This window comes from Candidatus Obscuribacterales bacterium (assembly GCA_036703605.1).
GTDB lineage: Bacteria > Cyanobacteriota > Cyanobacteriia > RECH01 > RECH01 > RECH01.
On record DATNRH010000780.1, the window covers coordinates 1 to 21,131 of the forward strand.

16 protein-coding genes are annotated in these 21,131 nt (G+C 54.9%); 11 read left to right on the plus strand and 5 right to left on the minus strand.

The features are described 5' to 3' along the window. Window positions 1-147: 147 nt before the first annotated feature. On the minus strand, window positions 148-1,344 hold the full coding sequence (locus V6D20_16145) for a hemolysin family protein (GenBank protein HEY9817312.1): 1,197 nt from the start codon (window positions 1,342-1,344) through the stop codon (window positions 148-150). Between the two features lie 244 nt (window positions 1,345-1,588). Here V6D20_16145 and V6D20_16150 point away from each other — a divergent pair, with 244 nt between their 5' ends. From V6D20_16150 to V6D20_16180, 7 genes are all read left to right on the plus strand, one after another. After that, a complete protein-coding gene (locus V6D20_16150; protein HEY9817313.1) occupies window positions 1,589-2,119 on the plus strand; it encodes a GIY-YIG nuclease family protein in 531 nt (176 codons plus the stop codon). A 347-nt stretch (window positions 2,120-2,466) separates the two neighbouring features. After that, the gene (locus V6D20_16155; protein ID HEY9817314.1) at window positions 2,467-4,242 is read left to right on the plus strand and encodes a serine/threonine-protein kinase; all 1,776 of its coding nucleotides are present in this window, start codon (window positions 2,467-2,469) and stop codon (window positions 4,240-4,242) included. A 33-nt stretch (window positions 4,243-4,275) separates the two neighbouring features. Further along, the gene (locus V6D20_16160) at window positions 4,276-6,006 is read left to right on the plus strand and encodes an ABC transporter ATP-binding protein (protein ID HEY9817315.1); all 1,731 of its coding nucleotides are present in this window, start codon (window positions 4,276-4,278) and stop codon (window positions 6,004-6,006) included. Window positions 6,007-6,286: 280 nt separating this feature from the next. After that, window positions 6,287-7,192 (plus strand): circadian clock protein KaiA, encoded by a 906-nt coding sequence (locus tag V6D20_16165; protein ID HEY9817316.1) that lies wholly within the window; start codon window positions 6,287-6,289, stop codon window positions 7,190-7,192. Window positions 7,193-7,332: 140 nt separating this feature from the next. After that, window positions 7,333-7,647, plus strand: coding sequence for a circadian clock protein KaiB (kaiB, locus tag V6D20_16170; protein ID HEY9817317.1), 315 nt, complete (start codon window positions 7,333-7,335; stop codon window positions 7,645-7,647). 259 nt (window positions 7,648-7,906) lie between these two features. Continuing rightward, a complete protein-coding gene (gene kaiC / locus V6D20_16175; GenBank protein HEY9817318.1) occupies window positions 7,907-9,481 on the plus strand; it encodes a circadian clock protein KaiC in 1,575 nt (524 codons plus the stop codon). A gap of 18 nt (window positions 9,482-9,499) precedes the next feature. After that, entirely contained in the window at window positions 9,500-10,150 is a 651-nt protein-coding gene (locus tag V6D20_16180; GenBank protein ID HEY9817319.1) for a methyltransferase domain-containing protein, read from the plus strand. A 229-nt stretch (window positions 10,151-10,379) separates the two neighbouring features. Here V6D20_16180 and V6D20_16185 read toward each other — a convergent pair whose 3' ends face one another. Next, window positions 10,380-11,906: a DUF3370 domain-containing protein gene (locus tag V6D20_16185; GenBank protein HEY9817320.1), complete on the minus strand. Its 1,527-nt coding sequence runs from the start codon at window positions 11,904-11,906 to the stop codon at window positions 10,380-10,382. Between the two features lie 356 nt (window positions 11,907-12,262). Between V6D20_16185 and V6D20_16190 the strand changes: the two genes are divergently transcribed. Both V6D20_16190 and V6D20_16195 read left to right on the plus strand, forming a co-directional pair. Then, window positions 12,263-12,388 carry a hypothetical protein gene (locus tag V6D20_16190; protein HEY9817321.1) on the plus strand — a complete coding sequence of 42 codons (126 nt, stop codon included), beginning with the start codon at window positions 12,263-12,265 and terminating at the stop codon, window positions 12,386-12,388. 6 nt (window positions 12,389-12,394) lie between these two features. Further along, window positions 12,395-13,117, plus strand: a complete 723-nt coding sequence (locus V6D20_16195; protein HEY9817322.1) for a 16S rRNA (uracil(1498)-N(3))-methyltransferase — start codon at window positions 12,395-12,397, stop codon at window positions 13,115-13,117. 30 nt (window positions 13,118-13,147) lie between these two features. Here V6D20_16195 and V6D20_16200 read toward each other — a convergent pair whose 3' ends face one another. Both V6D20_16200 and V6D20_16205 read right to left on the minus strand, forming a co-directional pair. Next, window positions 13,148-14,533, minus strand: a complete 1,386-nt coding sequence (locus V6D20_16200; GenBank protein HEY9817323.1) for a TIGR04283 family arsenosugar biosynthesis glycosyltransferase — start codon at window positions 14,531-14,533, stop codon at window positions 13,148-13,150. A gap of 115 nt (window positions 14,534-14,648) precedes the next feature. Then, the gene (locus V6D20_16205) at window positions 14,649-16,013 is read right to left on the minus strand and encodes a gluconeogenesis factor YvcK family protein (protein HEY9817324.1); all 1,365 of its coding nucleotides are present in this window, start codon (window positions 16,011-16,013) and stop codon (window positions 14,649-14,651) included. Window positions 16,014-16,625: 612 nt separating this feature from the next. Between V6D20_16205 and mutS the strand changes: the two genes are divergently transcribed. Further along, a complete protein-coding gene (gene mutS / locus V6D20_16210; protein ID HEY9817325.1) occupies window positions 16,626-19,412 on the plus strand; it encodes a DNA mismatch repair protein MutS in 2,787 nt (928 codons plus the stop codon). A gap of 5 nt (window positions 19,413-19,417) precedes the next feature. On the opposite strand, the gene V6D20_16215 is transcribed toward mutS, so the two are convergent. Beyond that, window positions 19,418-19,621, minus strand: a complete 204-nt coding sequence (locus V6D20_16215; GenBank protein ID HEY9817326.1) for a hypothetical protein — start codon at window positions 19,619-19,621, stop codon at window positions 19,418-19,420. Window positions 19,622-20,244: 623 nt separating this feature from the next. Between V6D20_16215 and moaA the strand changes: the two genes are divergently transcribed. Continuing rightward, window positions 20,245-21,131: GTP 3',8-cyclase MoaA (gene moaA, locus V6D20_16220; GenBank protein HEY9817327.1), on the plus strand; the 887-nt coding region annotated here is incomplete at its 3' end.

Here is a 21,131-nt window from a genome sequence, read left to right on the forward strand (position 1 = left end):
TCAGCCAATCGGTGTAATTATCAAGCAAATGGAGCGGCAGATCAAAAATCGTAAAAGGTTGCGGGATCACAGGGTCAGACACATCCAGCATAGGGAGGATTGATTCATTACCACCCTAAACTTAGGGCTCAGTGGACGAGATTGCAACTAGCGCTGACGGGGAGATCGAGAGAATTTTCGCAGCACGGAGGGACGGCCGCTCTCGGGCTGGCGGCGGAGATCAAGAATCGCTCGGGTGGGGTAATCGCTTTCGTCGTAGATTTCGCCCACCAGTTCCTCCAAAATATCTTCGAGGGTAATCAGCCCCACAGTGCCGCCATATTCATCCACCACGATCGCCAAGTGGAGGCGCTGCTGCAACATTTCCTTGAGCAAATCCGCCACCCGCTTGAGTTCTGGCACATAGACCGGCGGTTCGGTGGCTAGCATCACCGGGCCATCCTGTTGCTGTTGTTGCTTGAGGGACTGCAGCTCTTGCAGAGCGCGCTTCAAGTGAACGATGCCGACAATTTGATCCTTGGATTCTTCCTGAACTGGAATTCGCGAAAATCCGGTTTCCAAGCACAGGTTCACCAAGTCTTGCAGGCTAGCCTCATGGGAGATGGTGCGCATATCAATGCGGGGCTTCACCACATCATGGGCCTTGAGGCGATCGAGCATCAGGGCCTTATTCAGCAGTTGGTGTTTATCCAAATCCAACTGCCCTTTGCCACCCAGCACCTCGATCATCAACTGCAGATCGCGTACTGATTCTCCCGACTGCACCGCTGTGCCCTGGACGAGGCGAATCATATATTGAGCGATCGCTTCTAGAAAATAGGTGATCCCCAGCAAGCTCAGCAGTTTAGACAGCAGATAGATGGGGCGAACAGCCGCCTTAAAGTAGGGCAAGACGTTGTTGATGGCCAAGGATTTGGGCGTAATTTCACCAAAAACGAGGAGCAGCAAGGTGGCTACTGCCGTGGCTATACCTACCGAGGCACTGCCCAGCCAAATGGCAAACAGGTTACTGGTGAGAATCGCCGTAAAGTTATTGACCAGGTTATTACCCACTAGCAAGGTGGTGATAAACCGAGCTCGATTTTCCAACACCAAGGTGAACATGCCATTGCGATCGCCCTGATCTTTAATCAGCGCCCGCAGCTTTAGATTATCCAGCGCGGTGATCGCCGTCTCTGACCCTGAGAAAAAACCCGATAGCACCAGCATAATGACCAACACCAAGATATCGAGCCACACCTCTCCTAATAGCGGGGTGACAGCTAGCAGCACGGGAGTATGGGAAACCATGGAAGGGGCGATCGCCTCAATGGACACTAGTGAATAGTATGGAGTGGACAACATCAACCAATTTCGAGATTCACAGCATAGCCTAACGCAGGGTTAGGCGTCGCTACACCAGCCCTAGAGATCCCATCCTTGGGAGCATCGGGCTAGAAGTCTTTTCATCTTGACCAATCGAGCCAAAAAATTGCAGGTTGTGTACACATCTTAAGGTTCAAGGTGCCGGGGGAAGACTTCGGAGACAATGACCAAGGTGGCGATCGCCTCTGAGTGTAGCCCCCATGATGTACGTAGGTTGGTACCCATGTCCGAGACTCAACCGATTCGCCTTGCGGATCTTGACTTTATCCCATACCTCACCGATGCCGGAGAGTTGTCCTATACCCTTGCGGATCAAATTGGCGTCTATGCCATTTTTGACGCCGATCGCACCCTACAGTTTGTCGGCTACTCCCGCAATGTAGCCCTAAGCCTGGTGCAGCATATAGTGCGCCAGCCCCAGCAGTGCTACTGGGTGAAAGTGCAGTGCATTGATCGCCCAAGTCGCTCCATCCTGGAAGACATTCGCCAGGCCTGGCTGGCTGAAGTTCCCAACAGCCCCGCCCATACCGCCAGCGATCGCTGGACTCAGCCCATTGATGCGGCAGCCCAGATGACGCCGGAGGAGCAGCAGGCTCTGGCTAAAGGTGATGGGGGCGATCGCCCTCGGTTGCTCAAACAAGTGGCCAGACGGGTCGAGCAAGAGGTTCTGGTCCAACTGGCTGAGCGTGGAGTCACTGCCTCCCTGCGGTTTAATCCGAAATTGAAGGAAGAGGGACTGTTAGATCTCAAGTAGATCTCAAACAGATCTCAAGGCGATCGCTGAGATTGCTAAATCCCGACGAAGCGATCGGTAGATCACGATAGATTTCACCTAGATCTCAACGTAGTAGATCGCTATCGTGAATTGCCCCCAACTTAGTGCCGAATGAACGTCCTAGAACGTATGTCCTAGCGTGATCCCACTGCACCAATCCACCTCAACCTACTAAAACGCGACCATCTCATGATCGTGAAGGGGGTAGGCAGTGCTAGGCTTTGAGCAGGATTGAAGGGTGGACATTTGCCATCGGTTGACCAGTCCCGCAGTCCGTGGGCGATCGCCCTGTTTTGCTGAAACCCTTGAGCCACACCGGAAGTCCCATGTCGTCAACGCTGCTGAGTAATCGCTACCAAGTCCTAGAAACCCTCGGAGCTGGAGGGTTTGGCACCACGCTGCTCGCCGAAGATATCCAGATGCCGTCTCGGCGGAAATGTGTCATCAAGCAACTGAAGCCGATCGAGAACAATCCAGACATTTATCGGCTGGTGCAAGAACGTTTCCATCGAGAGGCGGCCATTCTTGAAAGCTTGGGCAATGTCAACGGGCAAATTCCCCAGCTCTATGCCTATTTCAATGAAGATGACCGGTTTTACCTGATCCAAGAATGGATCGAAGGGGTGACCTTAAGCCAAAAGGTGAAACTGCAGGGACGACTGCCGGAAGCCCAAGTCCGCAGCATTCTCATGAGTCTCCTGTCGGTGTTGGACTATGTCCACAGTCGCCAAATTATTCACCGCGATATTAAACCCGACAACATTATTTTGCGATCGCAGGATCAAAAACCGGTGCTGATCGACTTTGGGGCGGTGCGCGAAACCATGGGCACGGTGGTCAATTCAGAAGGCGAGGCCACCAGTTCTATCGTCATCGGTACGCCAGGCTTCATGCCCTCCGAGCAGGCAGCGGGGCGCGCTATCTACTCCAGCGATCTCTACAGCTTGGGGTTGACCATGATCTACCTGCTCACGGGCAAGCCACCCCAGGATCTCGATCTGGATCCCCGCACGGGAGATGTGGTGTGGCAGCATGATGCGCCGGGCGTGAGTCAGACACTCATTGATAGCCTCAATCGATCGATTCAATATAACCCACGCGATCGCTATGCCACAGCAGCGGAGATGCTAGATGCCTTGGAAGGCAGCAGCAGTGCCCCAGACACCGCCGTCCAAGCTGGCGAGATCCGCGATCGCCTCCCCGGCACACCTGCCTCTGAAGTACCGCCCACGATCATCCCATCACCGATCTCATCGCCACCGGCTGGAAACATGGCCACAGAACTGCCAGGGGCGATCGATAGCATGGCCGTGGGCAAGGATAAACCCATGCCGCCGGAGGTGCCTGGATGGAACTGGGGCGCGTTTCTCCTCCCCGGCATCTGGTGCTTCAATAACCAAGTGTGGTGGGGGCTGCTGGCTTGGACATCCTGGTTTACGGCAGGGCTCAGTTGGCTGGTCGTTGGGGGGCTGTTGGGTGCCAAGGGCAACGAATGGGCCTGGAAGAGCCGGGGTTGGAAAAGTGTTGAAGCATTTAAGGCCAACCAACGGGCTTGGGCCATTGGCGGTATGGCTACCTGGGGCAGCATGGTGGGCTTGATCATCCTCTTGGCAGTCATTGGGTCCCAACTGCCCGATACAGACAGCGCGGTGACGGACGAAGCGACGCCGATTGAGCCCACCCTCCCCGATCCACCCGTCCCTCCCACAGAGCCAACACCACCGCCCACCGTCACCGCAGTAGGGGTAACCAATCTGCAAGTCTGCGCAATACCTGAACCGGACACTGTCTGTGATGGCGATCGCCCCCAGCTTCCTAGCAAAACGCCCTCTATTTTGATCAGCGCCGATTTAGACGTTCCCATGAACACGCAGATCACCATCACATGGCGATATCTGGGCGGTGAGGCCGGCGACGCCACCGACATTGATACCATTTCCGTGGTGAAAGACGACGAGGCAATTGACTACGTATGGACACGTCTACCGGCTCCAGAAAGCGGTACCTGGCCCATAGGCGACTACCGGGTAAACTTTGAGATCCTCCTCCCAGACAGCGGCAATGACAGCGAAACGATCCAAAAGGGCTTTTCTATCCAGTAAGCTGAATCACGATACTGATTTGTGGATGCCGGATTGAAACCTCCTTCCAACTACCGAAACCTCCTGCCCTACCTGCGCCCCCACGGCAGCACGATCGCCCAAGCGCTAGCCTGTACCTTAGCGTTCACCATCTTTTGGCCGCTGTTGGCTTGGCTGGCGGGGGAAATTGCCAATCTCATTGGTCAGGGTGAGGTTGGGGCGATCGCTCACCTAGCAGCCGTGAGTGCGATCGTGTTTTTGGTGCGGGGTCTGGTGCAGTTCGGGCAAGATGCTCTGATGGCCAAGGCCGCGCTGGCGATCGCCTTTGATCTACGCAAAAAAGTCTTCACCCATCTACAAAGCCTTAGCCTCAGCTACTTTGAGACCTCCAAAACCGGCGACCTCAGCTATCGGCTAACAGAGGATATCGATCGCATCGGAGAAGTGATCAACAAAGTTTTTCACCAGTTCATTCCCTGCATTTTGCAACTGGTGGTGGTGCTGGGCTATATGGTGTATCTCAACTGGCAGCTCACCCTAGCCACCTTGATCATCGCGCCCCTAATGGCCGTCCTGATCGGCGGCTTTGGGCAACAGTTGCTGATCTTCTCCCGCCGCAGCCAGAGCCGCGTATCTGATCTCTCCGCCCTGCTCACCGAGGTCTTTTCAGGTATTCGGCTCATTCAAGCCTTTTCTGCCGAAGACTACGAAATCCATCGCTTTGCCCAAGAAGCCGAGCGCAACCGCCGAGCCAAATTTTCCGCCGAGCGCCTCAAGGCCATTCAGTTTCCCGTGGTGGGATTTCTAGAAGCCATGAGCGTCCTGCTGCTGTTTTTATTAGGCGGTTGGCAAATTTCCACCAACAACCTCACCGGAGCCGAATTTGTCAGCTATATTGCCGCCGTAGCGCTGTTGATCGACCCAATTTCGATTACCACCAGCAACTACAACGAATTCAAGCAAGGGGAAGCCTCCGTCGATCGCATCTTTGAACTGTTCGCCATCCAGCCCCAGGTAGTGGAGCTACCAACTGCCAAGATGTTGCCCGTCGTCAACGGCAAGGTCGAATACCGTCACATTACCTTTGGCTACAAGCCCGACCAGCCGATCCTGCAAGACCTGAGCCTAGAGGTCAAACCTGGGGAAGCGATCGCCCTTGTGGGGGCCTCAGGAGCCGGCAAAACCACGTTGATGAACCTGCTGCCCCGGTTCTACGATCCGCAAGCGGGTCAAATTTTGATTGATGGCATCGATATCCAAAGCGTCACCTTGCGCAGCCTGCGCCGCCAAATTGGCATCGTACCCCAAGAAACCGTCCTCTTTTCCGGCACCATTGCCCAAAATATCGCCTTCGGACAAACCCAAGTGTCCCTAGAGGCCGTGGAAGCCGCCGCCAAAATCGCCAATGCCGATCAATTCATCCGCCAGTTTCCCGATGGCTATCAAACCTGGGTGGGGGAACGGGGCATTAATCTATCCGGTGGTCAGCGGCAGCGAATTGCGATCGCCCGCGCCGTCCTCCTCGATCCTCGCATCCTCATCCTCGATGAGGCCACCTCCGCCCTCGATTCTGAATCGGAAGCGCTCATCCAAGAAGCCCTAGAACGCCTGATGCAGGGCCGCACCGTGTTTATCATTGCCCATCGCCTAGCCACCGTGCGCCGCGCCGATCGCATTTTGGTGATTGAACAAGGGCAAGTGGTTGAATCGGGCAGCCATACCACCCTGCTCGAACAGGGCGATCGCTATGCCCGCTTTTATGCCCAGCAGTTCAGCCCCTCCTAGCTACCACAGGCTGCGAAAATCCAGCTCAGCCCATGATGTTACATGACTGCTAGATAGGTTACAAACTGCTCAAGACGAACTTGCTACCATGCGTCCAAGCAATTGTAGTTAGTCATGACATCCCCGGTACGCTTGTCGCCGGGATTTTTTTGCGCCTCACAAGTTTACAAAACTTAAGAATATTAAGCATCGTGTAGATGGCACATGAATCTAAAAAAAACTTAAACTGTTGACTGACGGTTTATCCTCGTCCTTGTCGCGCTCTTCGGTTAGTGACGTCTTGCACTCAAAGCTCTCGATTTGCACCCTCCTCAAGACCAGCACCTTGGCAGAAGCCCTGCTGCAATCTCTTAGAGGAACACCCCACAGCCTGACTCAGTTTGAGGCAGACGATCAGTTTGTGGATTTTTTAGATCAGCAGCGCTATGGCATTGACTGCTTGATTCTAGAAGATCATCCTGAGCTGAAGCACCTGCTGATCATGCTACAAAAGCGCTCCATCCTGCTCCCCACGATCATCCTAGAAGTTGGAGGCTACGAGACCAATCCAGAAGCAGCGGTGGCCAAAGCCGTGGCATCCTTAGAAGACAAGTCATCCCGAGATCACCCCTACCATCAGGCAGCCCTGCGGATCACATTAACGCAGCTAGGGCAGTTAGAACACTTTATCGATAAAGCCATCGGTAAATTCCTGAAGCTGTCTCCAGGGCAACAGGGGCAGGGAGACGAAGGGATAGATGATGACTATCTAATTGCAGACCATCCGATGGTGCTGATGCCGCAACAGCGGCGGCTAGCTGAAAAGTTAAAGGAGCGTCTGGGATACTTGGGGGTGTACTATAAGCGAAATCCTAAGAACTTTCTGCGTAATCTTCCGCCACCGCAGCGAAAAGATTTTTTACGTCAGTTGAAGGACGATTATCGGAAGATCATCCTGGTGTATTTTTCACCAGACATGAAAGATCTCAACGAGCAAATTGACAATTTTGTGAACATGGCTTTCTTTGCTGATGTTTCGGTGTCGCAGATTGTCGAAATCCACATGAAGTTGATGGATGATTTTGCCAAGCATCTTAAATTAGAAGGTCGTAGTGAGGAAATCCTGCTAGATTATCGATTGACTTTGATTGATGCGATCGCCCATCTATGTGAAATGTACCGTCGATCTATTCCACGAGATTCCTGAAGTCCTCCATCAGTCGTGCTTTGCTTCTAATAGCTGAGTCGATCATGTCCAACGTTTAGTCTCAACACAGTGTGATGGTTGAAGCCCGCCGCAAGCACAGCAGCCTTGTTGAGTTACTTCCATGTATCCCCTAAGGTTCCATGAATCCCCTAAGAAAGACCTACGTTCTTAAACTCTATGTTGCAGGCAACACGCCCAACTCCATTCGGGCGTTGAAAACTCTCAATAATATCCTGGAAAAGGAGTTTCAGGGGGTATATGCCCTCAAGGTCATTGATGTCCTTAAAAATCCTCAATTGGCAGAAGAGGACAAGATTCTGGCAACCCCAACCCTAGCTAAAATTTTGCCCCCGCCGGTTCGCAAAATCATTGGCGATTTATCGGATCGAGAAAAAGTTTTAATTGGTTTGGATTTGTTGTATGAAGAACTACGGGACGACGAAGCAAATTACTGATGCTATTCTGCTCTACGGCACGTTTAACTAGCACAACTGCTTCAATCCTGCGATTGATCGGCGGTTGTGTCAGACGAACACAAGCATTAGAGTGGGTCCTTCCGTACAACAGGGTCTATCCACACACCATCAGAGAACGGGGACATGAGGAGCCTTAAAGAGAGCGATCGCCTCCCCTATCGACAGCCGGATGTGCTTACAGCCTCCCGGTATATTAATGCCCTGACTCCAAACCAATTTTTGATAGTCTAATAACACTATGGCAGATATGGCAGACAATCCAGTCCCACCTAAAAGCAGCTCCAAAAAGCTAGCCAGTGTTCAAAAAATCCACACCATGATCGAAGGGTTTGATGACATCAGTCATGATGGTCTCCCCGTCGGTCGTACTACCCTTGTCAGCGGGACATCAGGTACCGGAAAAACTCTATTTGCCGTTCAATTTTTGTATAACGGCATGATTTATTTTGATGAACCTGGGGTCTTTGTCACCTTTGAAGAATCCCCCGCCGACATCATTAAAAACGCCGCAAGTTTTGGTTGGGATTTACAACACTTTATTGACGAAGGCAAGCTCTTCATTCTCGATGCTTCCCCCGATCCAGAAGGACAGGATATTGTCGGTAACTTTGATCTCTCTGCCTTGATTGAACGCATCCAGTATGCCATTCGCAAATATAAAGCCAAGCGCGTGTCGATTGACTCCGTGACGGCAGTATTTCAGCAATATGATGCTGCATCCGTGGTGCGACGAGAGATTTTCCGCCTCGTGGCCAGGCTCAAGCAGGTTGGAGCTACCACAATTATGACCACAGAGCGGATTGAGGAATACGGCCCGATCGCTCGCTTTGGAGTTGAAGAGTTTGTATCCGACAACGTGGTGATTTTGCGCAACGCCCTCGAAGGCGAACGCCGTCGCCGCACAGCGGAAATTCTCAAGCTGCGGGGCACTACCCACATGAAAGGAGAATATCCGTTCACCATTACCGATCAAGGCATCAGCATCTTCCCCCTAGGAGCCATGCGCTTGACCCAGCGATCGTCCAATGTCCGCGTATCCTCAGGCGTAAAGACCCTAGACGAAATGTGCGGCGGCGGCTTCTTCAAAGACTCGATTATTCTGGCCACTGGCGCAACGGGAACCGGCAAAACCCTGTTGGTTAGCAAATTTTTGCAGGATGGCTGCAACCAAAATGAACGGGCTCTCCTGTTTGCCTACGAAGAATCGCGGGCCCAGCTTTCCCGTAATGCTTCCTCTTGGGGGACAGACTTTGAAGAACTAGAGCGTAAAGGGCTGCTGAAGATTCTCTGCGCCTATCCCGAATCCACGGGATTAGAAGATCACCTACAAATTATCAAGTCTGAAATTGCTGAGTTTAAGCCATCTCGGATTGCCATCGACTCCCTTTCTGCCCTAGCGCGGGGCGTCAGCAATAACGCCTTTCGGCAGTTTGTGATTGGCGTTACGGGCTTTGCCAAGCAAGAAGAAATTACCGGCTTCTTCACCAATACCACCGACCAGTTTATGGGCTCCAATTCCATCACCGACTCCCATATTTCCACCATTACAGACACCATCTTGATGCTGCAATACGTGGAAATTCGCGGTGAAATGGCCCGCGCCATTAACGTCTTCAAGATGCGTGGATCCTGGCACGATAAAGGTATTCGGGAATATACCATCACCGATCAAGGGCCGGAAATCAAAGACTCCTTCCGCAACTTTGAGCGGATTATCAGCGGGTCGCCGAGCCGGATTTCGGTGGACGAAAAGAGCGAACTATCGCGGATTGTGCAAGGCTTCCAGCCTGATCTTTCCGATGATGACCTGTAAGCGTGGGCTGAGGAACAAATGGCAACCCTTTTACGGGATTGGAGCTACCGCTATCCGTGGTTCTATGACGCGATCGCTCGTTTAGCTGCTCTGACGGTGGGTGGAGAGGCTAGGTTCCGCCAGCTCGCCCTAGAGGGGCTAGAGATCACAGAGGCAACCCATATCCTGGATGTATGCTGTGGCTGTGGGCAAACCACTCGGTTTCTGGTGGAGCGATCGCCCCATGTGGTCGGGCTAGATGCCTCGCCGCGCTCGATTCAACGGGCCCAGATCAACGTACCCAGCGCCACCTTTGTAGAGGCTTGGGCCGAGGCCATGCCCTTGGCTGATCACCAGTTTGACCTCGTGCATACCAGCGTGGCTCTGCATGAGATGCAGCTCGACTCATTGCAGCAGATTATTGCCGAGGTCTATCGAGTCTTAAAACCCGGCGGGGTGTTTACCCTTGTGGACTTCCATCGCCCCTACAATCCCCTGCTCTGGCCGGGCTTGACAACTTTTTTGTGGGTCTTTGAAACAGAAACCGCCTGGCAGTTGCTGCAGCTCGATCTTCCAGACATGCTGAAGCAGCAAGGTTTTGAGGTTGATGCCAGCGCACTCCTCGGGCAACAGCTCTACGCTGGCGGTAGTCTACAGGTGGTGCGGGGCCGCAAACCTGATCCAGGCTGATGTCATAACACAGCGATCGCCCCTACAAGATAGATCACTCCTAGAATAGCGATCGCCTGGTTGACTGACCACATGAAGCCCCTTGAAGCCCCTCACCCCAAACCCCTCTCCCGGGTCGGTAGAGGGGCTTTGAAAATATCCCTACGTTGATTGCCCCCTTTGTGAGCAAAGGCTCTGGGGGATGAGGAAAAATTTGAGCCCATCAGAGCGATCGCTCCCAGAGCAACCATTACTCCAGGGTGTGAATCGTCAACACTTGGGGTGGTGTAGCATCGGGAGGATAGAGAAATTCCAGGTTCACAGCGCGGCGATCGCCCGGTGGCATCCGCAGTTGAATCAAGGGTTCTCCAGCTTGCCCCCGTCGATGCACAAGGTGGAGGTAGCGGGTTTGCAGCAGCCCAAAATCGTCAATGTAGGTTAATCGAACCGTACCTCGGAAGAAGATTTGCTCATCAGGGGGCTGCCGAAACCGTAGATAGCCATTGGCCTGTTCATCTTGCAGCGGCGTTTGCAACGCTAGCGCCACCGTTTGCGTCTCAGACGTAGGGTTATACAGGGGCAGGCTGAGGTCATACTTAACGCCATAGTTCCCATGGGAGCGATAGGCGGTGTCAGAATAGCGATCGAGCATTGCGCCGCTTTGAATTTGCCCCGTCCCAAAGGTGTTGTGATCAACGGTGTTGATCACATAGGATAGGCGCTGACCCGTGCCGGGAATCGTCAGGGTATTACCACCCACATCATCGGACAAGTCTGCCTTCCATTCCGAGCCCTGAGCAATACCAGACACCCGTCCATAGAAAAATCGGCTAAAGTTTTGGGTCTCAGGAGGTGTTGGAGCCAGATCTCGCGGCCCAGCTAGCCCCCGCTGGGTTAACAGCAACTGCCATTCCGCCAAGGTGGGTACCCGCTCATTGCCATCCGCTGTCAAGGGTGCATACATGGCCAGGCTAGCCACATAGACATCGCCATCGGTTCTGGCATGGATTTGCAGCGATCGCCCATTGGTGGGCAAGGGACGGCTTACGGCAGGCACCGGCGGCGATGCTGCAGCCTGGGTTGATGCTGACCGAGTAGAAGAGCTGCTTGCCGCTGTTTCAAGCTGGCGAGGGGGCAATAAGACTTGTCCTGGAGGCAAAGTACCATTGGTAGCCACCGACAGTCGCCGCAGGGGAATCGGTAAGTTGGCTAATAGGTAGGTCTGCCCCGCTGGAATACGCACACTCGGCTGCCAGTGGTCTTGACGGCTACCCCGCAGCATATCATTAGCAGTGCGGCTACCGGGGCCCGAGAAGGTGCGCCCTAGGGGATTGGCCACATAGGACGGCAAGTCATAAAACGGTGCCTCTTGGCTCAGATAGCTAACCGCCTGCAGGAGATCGAGGGTAACCGCTTGGGACTCTGGATTATGCACCAAAATGCCCAGAAACAAGGTGCGATTATCATCAGGGGTGAGCCCACGAGCAATGTGGTGGGCAAAAATATCGAAGCGTCCACTGAGGGGATAGTTAAGGTGAGCCGTGGCCACCTGCATGTTGTCAGGGGGGAAGGTAGACAGCAAAATACCCTCGGTTTGCACCAGTTCAGGGCTATTGCTGTTAAACACGGGTGTACTATCTAGCTGCCCTGGCAGAGGACGAATCTCTTGTTGGGGCTGGAGAATCTCTTGGGCTGCCGGACGGGCGGCTGATACTTCAGCTACAAGCGCTGGGGAGGTGAGTTGTGCGGCGACTAAAAATGGTAAAACTGTCAGCATAGGCAACGTCATCAAACATCAGCGCAAAGCGCACGTATAGGAACCAAACCCTTCACTATTGGCCAGGTCATTAACCCTAGCAAACGACTGATAACCAAGGGTCAATCGCGGCGGGCAAATCGATCGGGGACATGAATGATAGAGCGGACTTGAGCAAAGCAATGAGCCACACAAGACTCAGAAAGACGTTCCACTGGCTTGGAGCAGTCTCTGATCTTATACAGTTGCTCCTGATCCCTGGGCTGCAGATGGTTGGGTTTCACCAAAGATATGCCGTTTTTCACAATACCATTAACCTGTGTAACAGAAATGTTTCTAGGTTCAGAAATCTTCTCAGCCACATATTGGAAAAACCTATGGCAAGCACAACCGCGATCGCTGCCCCTTGGCTCAGTGTTCCCTGGAAAAGGGCGGTGATTGCTGAACTCTTTGTTGTTCTTAGCGTCAGCGCCATCATCCGGATGGTTCCATATTGGGAGTAGGGTGGGGTGGCACAGCTTCAACGGGTGGCGATCGCCCCCAATCAACAATTCGAGGATCACATTCAGCTCACCGATGCTCAGGGTCACTACCTCCAGCGTGTTCTAAGGCTCCAGGTGGGCGATCGCTTCATTGCCATGGATGGCAGCCAGTGGTGGCTAGCAGAAATCCAGGATGGCGCTAGAGCCAAGAGGCTAGAGGTTCTGCCCGCTGCCGCAGACCTCCACACTACCCTCACCTTGATCATGGCCATGCCCAAACAAGGTATGGACGACATGGTGCGCCAAGCCACGGAATTAGGCGTCTCTACCCTTGTGCCGGTGCAGAGCGATCGCACCCTGCTCAAACCCAGCGCCCAAAAGCTCGATCGCTGGCAGCGGATTGTCCAAGAAGCAGCGGAGCAGTCGGAGCGGCAGCACATTCCCATGGTCATGGCTCCCCAAGGGGCGATCGCAGCTCTTGGGGCAATCACAGCCAGCCATCGCTATATCTGTACCGCTCGGGGCGATCGCCCTTCCTTGCTATCTGTTGCTCAACGGGATCGCAAGCACCTGCAGGACGTGGCGATCGCCGTGGGTCCTGAAGGCGGATGGAGCGAGGCCGAAGTACAGCAGGCGATCGCCTTAGGCTACCAACCGGTGTCCCTGGGACGGCATATTTTGCGGGCAGTGACAGCTCCCCTAGTTGCGCTTGCCATTCTCACAGCGGTGCTAGAGGACGAGAGTGCTTAGAGTCTAGGACATTCGACCAGGAAAACGGATCTAGTGCGATTTCGATGGCGGACGCCCCCGATACCAACGAGCTAGGCGATCGGGAGAGATGCCCGCCATGTAGCCCAGCAAAATCACCTGGTTCAACACCGTCGTGCGCACCACGCCCAGCCGTTGCCAGCGCCGCCCAGAGGTGAGAACAGGTTGGGGAGCGATCGCGATTTGCCCCAGCGATCGCAGCCGGCGAACTAGGGCCACATCTTCCAGCAGCGGCAGATCGGGAAAACCACCCACCTGTTGGAAGGTCTCGGCGCGCAAGAACAGTCCTTGATCACCGTAGGGCAACCCCCACCGCGATCGCCAGCGCACCCCCCGCTCCACCCAGCGCAGGGCCGCTCCTGGTGCATCGATCGCCAAGGTAAAGGCTCCCGCAGCAATGGTAGGATCGCTGAGCATATGGCGGATTTCGGCGTCAAACTGCGGCGGTAGGTGGGTATCGGCGTGGAGAAAGAGCAGCAAATCTCCCGTAGCCAAACGGGCTCCTTGATTCATTTGCCGTGCCCGACCGGGGTCAGACTGCAGCGCAATAGCCCCCTGCTGACGAGCGATCGCTAGGGTGTCATCCTGACTGCCGCCATCCACCACGATCACCTCCACCACGTCCCCCGACTGCACCGCTTGCAGGACAGATGGCAACGTTGCCGCCTCATTTAAGGCCGGGATAATCACCGATAGCGTCTTGGACTTAGCAGGCTCCGAGCGATCGCGCACGGCATACCAGGTCGGCAAGTCCTCGGGATAGTCAATATCACTCAGGGGGGCGAGGGTGGCCACCCGCAGGTGCAGCCCATGGGCAATGGCCAGCGTTTGCTGCAATACCTGGGCCGTACTCCAGGCAATCTCTTGAAAAACCTCCGGGCAGGAACGGCGCAAACCCAGGAGGTAATAGCCACCGTCGGTTGCAGGGCCAAGCACCAGATCGTGATCCGCCAAGGTCTGGATAGCCTGTTCCAATCGCTGGGCAGTCAACTGAGGGCAATCAATACCAATCACTATTACCTGATCCGCTCCAGCAGCGAACTGATCGGCCACGGCCCGCTGCAGGCGATCGCCCAAATCTCCCTCGCCCTGGGAGGTATACGGCCAGCTCGCTCCCAGCCATGCTTCCATCTGAGAGCGATCGCCCCCACTAAAGCGCACATCCACGAATCGCTGGGGCAAGGGATCCGTCGGGGGAGCCGTAGGACAAGTCTGCCAGCGGGCCACCTGCCGCAGGGTATGCTCGGTCATCTGCCGCTGCAGATCGGCAGCCGCCTCAGCCCCCAGAGCCGGTATCAGACGGGTCTTCGTCGTACCAGGAACGGGATAGCGCGTGAAGACAATTAGGTGCTGAGATCGTTGTGAATGGGGTAATTGCGGATGGGGAGGCAAACTCACGCAGATACTCCTCAGACATCAGGGGCATACCGAAGTCTTGACCGAGGGATACAATCCGTCGCCGTCATGGTGACCAGACCTAATCCATCGCCTGGTATAGGCTAGGCATCCACCATCATTGCATACGACCATACCAGCGCAGTAAGACACGAGCTAGGCGATCGCTATCATGTTTAATCTGATGGGTTTGAGGATTCTCGGCCATCACATTGGCCATCACCACCCGCCGTCCTAGGTGAATCACCTCTTCCCGATCAAAGTACACGGGGTGCGATCGCTCTTGGGCATAGCGAATCATTGCTTCCGCCGACGGTGTTTTGCGATGTACCAAAACGGCATCAAACAAGGGGCGATCGCACAGGCGATCAATGGCGCAAATGTGATCCGCCACGGTATAGCCCTCGGTCTCACCTGCCTGGGTCATAATATTGCACACATAAATGCGCGGAACCGTTAGGGAAGCGATCGCCTCCCGAATATCGGGCACCAACAGGTTGGGAATCACGCTGGTATAAAGGCTACCCGGCCCGATAATCACATAATCTGCTTCCCGAATGGCCTGCAGAGCTCGGGGCAAAGCGGGCGGATTCTCGGGAATGCAGCCCACACGGATGATCTTACCGTCGGCTTCGGGAATATTGGATTCCCCTTTGATGATGCGACCATCGGCAAATTCTGCCCAGAGTTCCACATCACTGAGGGTGGCGGGCAGCACCTGCCCCCGCACCGCCAGAACTTTTGAACTGGCTGCCACGGCCTGCTCTAAATCTCCGGTCACCTCGCTCATGGCCGTGAGAAACAGGTTGCCAAAACTATGGCCCACCAGCCCATCCCCGGCCCGAAAGCGATATTGAAATAGCTCTGTCAGCAACTTTTCTTCATCAGCCAGGGCCGCCAAACAATTGCGAATATCCCCCGGCGGCAAAACCCCAATCTCCCGCCGCAGCCGACCAGACGAGCCGCCATCATCCGCCACGGTGACAATGGCCGTAATATTGGCGCTGTAAATCTTCAGGCCCCGCAGAAGATTAGACAACCCCGTACCGCCACCCAACACCACAATTTTGGGGCCGCGCTGTAAACGCCGATGGGCTGTGAGCACCTCAATCAGTTCTTCGTCCCCATTGGGCATCAACACCTCGGTGATCGCGCCGAGGGTGCGCATCTGCCCCAAAAAGACCAGCAAAACACCAATCAAGATCACCATGGGGCCACTAATGTAGCTCGGCACCCAATCGGTAATGAAATCTAGGGCATCGCCAATGAACCGGGTGATGTAAAACACCGGGGTGCGTTTTGTCCAGATGGCAATGCCCAAGGCTGCTAGCAACACCCCCGCCACACTCAACATCAACCAACGCTTGACGAAGAGACCAGGAGCCAGCCACTGGAACCACCGACTAACCCGATGCGGAGTGCGGGAACGGGATTCTTGCTGAAGCATGGTCAGCGCTTTTTTCCAGCGATTGGCAGTGGACATTCGAGATTCGCAACCTAAACGCAACGGTTGAAAAGACTAGACAACAAGCGATCGCCCTCTAGGGACTCCATACCCTACCCAGACCAGCGATCGCTAATGTGATATTGCCCCAGGAAAGCGGCGGATCTGGTATCGTCACTTTCCAGAACGAGAGAAGAAGAATCCGCATAGCTCAGGTGATCTATTGCCCGGTCACAATCAACGCGCGGTATCTGAAAGCAGCAACGCTTAGTCTGAGACGTATTCTCACTCAAGTGTCTGACTTCAGCGACTTTAAACGCCTAGAATTTTCATTCTGTCGTTTAGATGATCGAGCGTCAATGCCTTTGAGAACCCCGAATTCAGTACAAATGTTTCAATATGAGTGCTGGTATGGAAGCGAGAGTAGCATCTATGAAGGCTAAGCATACCCTCCCAAGAGGAACGTATTGCCCCATGCATAACCACAGAACAGCCAATGAGTAAATCCTACTAGACAGCGGACCCGAAGCGGTACTGTGCAACAGCAGGTTTCCTGGCATACTTGGAAACGCCCCTGCCGACCCCTGGCTGCTTTAAGCTGTTAAGTAGACCCAGCAATCAGGATTGTGAGCATTTTCAGGTATTCGTCGCATGAGTGAGCCGTTCCCCCCATCAAGTCCAGAGCTACCCAGCGAGCCTCTCCCAAACCTGCCCCCAGAGCAAACGGTGGACTTGCCCGAGCGGCTGCTCAAACATACCGTGCGCTATAGCGACTATCGGCAGGTAGATCGGGAGTTGTTTACGCCGATGTTCCGTCAGTATGCAGAGACGAAGGATCAGTATCCCCACGCGCTGCTGATGTATCGGGTGGGCGATTTTTTTGAAACCTTTTTCCAAGATGCCATCACCATTTCCCGAGCGCTAGAACTGGTGCTCACTAGCAAAGATGCCGGGAAAGACGTGGGACGGATTCCCCTAGCTGGCATTCCCTACCATGCCCTCGAACGCTACTGCACCCAGTTGGTGGAAAAGGGATTTGCGATCGCCATCTGCGACCAAGTCGAAGATCCGGCCCTGGCCCAAGGCTTGGTGAAACGGGAAGTGACTCGGGTGATTACGCCGGGGACGCTGCTGGAAGAGGGCATGCTGACAGCGCGGCAGAATAATTTCCTGGCGGCGGTGGTGATCGCGGGCAACCACTGGGGGCTGTCCTACGCCGATGTGTCTACCGGGGAATTTCTCACCACCCAGTCCCAAGACTTGGATCAGTTAGCTCAGGAACTCATGCGGCTGCAGCCCTCCGAGGTGCTGGTGCCCACCAATGCGCCCGATCTAGGCGGCCTGCTGCGACCGGGCCAATCATCGCCCCACTTACCCGACTGTCTACCCCGGCAGTTTTGCTATACCCTGCGATCGCAACTGGCGTTTGAAACCCAAGAGGCCCGCCAACGGCTGCTGCAAACCTTTCGCCTGCGATCGCTGGAAGGGCTGGGCTGTGACCATTTGCCCCTGGCGGTACGGGCAGCGGGCGGCCTGCTGCACTATTTAGAAGATACCCAGAAGGAGAATCCGTTACTTCTACAGCCGCTCTGTACCTATGCGCTGACGGAATTTTTGGTGCTGGATCATCAAACTCGCCGCAATTTGGAAATTACCCAAACGGCGAGGGACGGCACCTATACCGGCTCCCTGCTCTGGGCCCTCGATCGCACGGTGACCTCCATGGGGGGGCGACTGCTGCGCCGCTGGCTGCTGCAACCGCTGCTGGATGGGACGGCCATTCGCGATCGCCAAGCCACGATTCAAGAACTGTGCGATCGCGGCAGTTTGCGGCAAACGTTACAGGTGCTGCTGAAGCAAATCTACGACATCGAACGGCTCACGGGGCGGGCGGGATCGGGAACGGCCAATGCGCGGGATTTGGTGGACCTAGCGGATTCCCTGGAAAAGCTGCCGGATCTAGCCGCCGTGGTGGCGTCGGCTCAGTCGTCTTATCTGACGGCGCTGCAGCAGGTGCCGCCCCAGTTAGACCAGTTGGGTCAGGTTTTGCGATCGCACCTGCAGGACAATCCACCCCTATCGCTAACTGAGGGCAACCTCATTCGTCCGGGCATCGACGCACGGCTGGACAGTTTGCGGCAGCAGGTGGAAGCCGATCAGCAGTGGATTGCCCAGCTTGAGGTCACCGAACGGCAGCGCACGGGCATCTCGAATTTGAAAGTGGGGTTCAACAAAACCTTTGGCTACTACCTGGGCCTTTCCCGATCCAAGGCGGATCAAGCTCCTGACGACTACATTCGCAAGCAGACCCTCACCAACGAAGAGCGCTACGTCACCCTAGAGCTGAAGGAGCGGGAATCGCGGATTTTTAATGCCCGGGATGACCTGAACCGCTTGGAGTATGAGGTATTTGTGGAACTGCGCCAGCAGGTGGCAGCGGAAGCGGAGGCGATTCGTGCCGTGGCCCAAGCGATCGCGGCGGTGGATGCCTTGGTGGGTCTGGCGGATGTGGCGGTGTACCAGGGCTATTGCTGCCCGGAGATTCGCGAGGATCGGATTATTTACGTCGAGGAGGGACGTCATCCGGTGGTGGAACAGTCGCTCCCGGCGGGATTCTTTGTGCCCAATTCCATTCATCTGGGCAGCGATCGCCCTGCTGATTCGTCCTTGCCCACAGAGGCGATCGCCCCAGATTTGATTATCCTCACCGGCCCCAATGCCAGCGGCAAAAGCTGTTATCTGCGGCAAGTGGGTCTGATTCAGCTCATGGCCCAAGTGGGTAGCTTCGTACCGGCCCGGGCCGCGAGTTTAGGTATTTGCGATCGCATCTTCACCCGCGTGGGGGCGGTGGATGACCTGGCCACGGGGCAATCGACCTTTATGGTGGAAATGAACGAAACCGCCAATATCTTGAACCACGCCACCCCCCAGTCTCTAGTATTGCTGGATGAAATTGGTCGGGGTACGGCCACGTTTGATGGTCTGTCCATTGCCTGGGCCGTAGCCGAACACCTGGCCGCCGAGCTGCAGGCCCGCACCATCTTCGCCACCCACTACCACGAACTCAACGAACTGGCATCCTTACAGCCCAACGTGGCCAACTACCAGGTGACGGTGAAGGAAATGCCGGATCAGATCATTTTTCTGCATCAGGTACGCCCCGGCGGAGCCGATCGCTCCTACGGCATTGAGGCAGGGCGCTTGGCAGGGCTGCCCCCGTCGGTGATTCAGCGGGCCAAGCAAGTCATGGCGCAAATCGAACAGCATTCCCACATTGCCGTGGGTCTGCGCCAAGGGACTGACACGCCCGAACCTCGGAAACGTCGTCGGGTTAAAGAAGCAACCCCGATTGAACAACTGGATATTTTTGGGCGATCGCCCCAATCATCTCAAGGTTTGACATCGGACGGCCAAGCCGTCTACAGATCAGATGTCTAGCTAACTCAGTCAATAACGCGCACCAGCCCACTACTCAGCCCATCAAAAATGCGGTTGACATGGTTCTTGTCCATATCACTCAACGCCGACTTCGACAACATCAAGGCCATGAGCAGCTCTTGATCGGCTCGGGTAATGCGATGGGTTTCAAAGATGCGACGGATGACGTCCTCAAGGGAGGAAACGGGTAAACTCAGCTGACTTTGCATAGATCACTCACAGCGGTAGACACAACTGAAGCGGAGGGGCTTCACCGTTCCTTTATAGTGTGCCCAATTTTATACAAAATCTTTGTGATCTCTATACAAAGAACCTGTGATATTCGTCACAGCAAATCGAACGCATTCAGCCTGTCTAGGCTAAACGCGCTCTGCACCTCAAGGTTGCAATCCGTTGCTCCGTATTCCGTAGCTCCACTCTACCGAATTTCTTCAGGATCCGTATGAGGGGCGATCGCCCCTGTCCCCTCCCCAAGATTGAGGCAACACCTGCAGTATTACTCCAATAATTCTACGGACAAACAGAGTATTATTAGCTACTTAATTTAAGTGATATATACGTGATTATACGATGACAAGAGGTCACAACTCAGCATCGCATGAATCATGCAGACGTCTCTCCGTGGAGATTCTGAGGCGTGGCCGTCACCCCCGCCATCATGGGCAGGCTCGTAGAAAATGCCAGGGTCTCGTGGTCCATCCCTCAGAGCTGGGATAGAGATTAGCCAATCCATTGACCCAAGCAGGCTCTATATCAGTCCTCGGGCGTGTGATCAGTCCGTGAATCCGCTAGCATCAAAACAGTCCAAGGCGCTAAGGTCTGGATGTCGCCGTTGAGATTTCCCGTTAGGGAAGGGCGATCGCCTGAGTTCTATGCACGAGTATTGCCCATGAGTCCCGTGATTGATTATTTGCGCATTAGTCTGATTGACCGGTGCAATTTCCGCTGTCAATACTGCATGCCCGAGGGCGAAGACTTGCAGTATGCGCTGCAGCAAGATGTGCTGACCAACGATGAACTGATGACGCTATTGACCCAGGTATTTATCCCCGCTGGCTTCACCCGTTTTCGGCTCACCGGTGGCGAACCACTGCTGCGACCGGGGGTGGTAGACCTGGTGGGGGCGATCGCCTCCCTGCCCGACACCCAAGATCTGGCCCTGACCACCAACGCCTTCCTGCTGGCCGACTTGGCCGAGGATCTCTACCAGGCGGGGTTGCGCCGGGTAAACATTAGCCTCGACTCCCTGACGCCGGAGATTTTTGATCAGATTATTAGTAATCGGGGGCGATCGCGCTGGCAGCAGGTGTGGGATGGCATCTTGGCGGCCCATCGGGTGGGCTTTAGCCCCCTCAAGCTGAACGTGGTGGTGATTCCAGGTCTTAATGACCATGAAGTGCTGGACTTAGCAGCCCTCAGCATCGACCGGGACTGGCACGTGCGGTTTATTGAGTTTATGCCCATTGGCAACGGCGATCTGTTTCAACACCGAGGCTGGGTGGCCTCAGAAGAACTGCGGCAGCGCATCCGCGATCGCTGGGGATTAACCGATGGCGCGGTGCGGGGCAATGGCCCGGCAGATATCTTCCAAATTCCTGGAGCCAAGGGCACGCTAGGGTTTATTAGCCAAATGTCGGAATGCTTTTGCGATCGCTGCAATCGCATGCGCCTCTCGGCCGACGGCTGGCTGCGCCCCTGTTTGCTGAATGAAACCGGGCA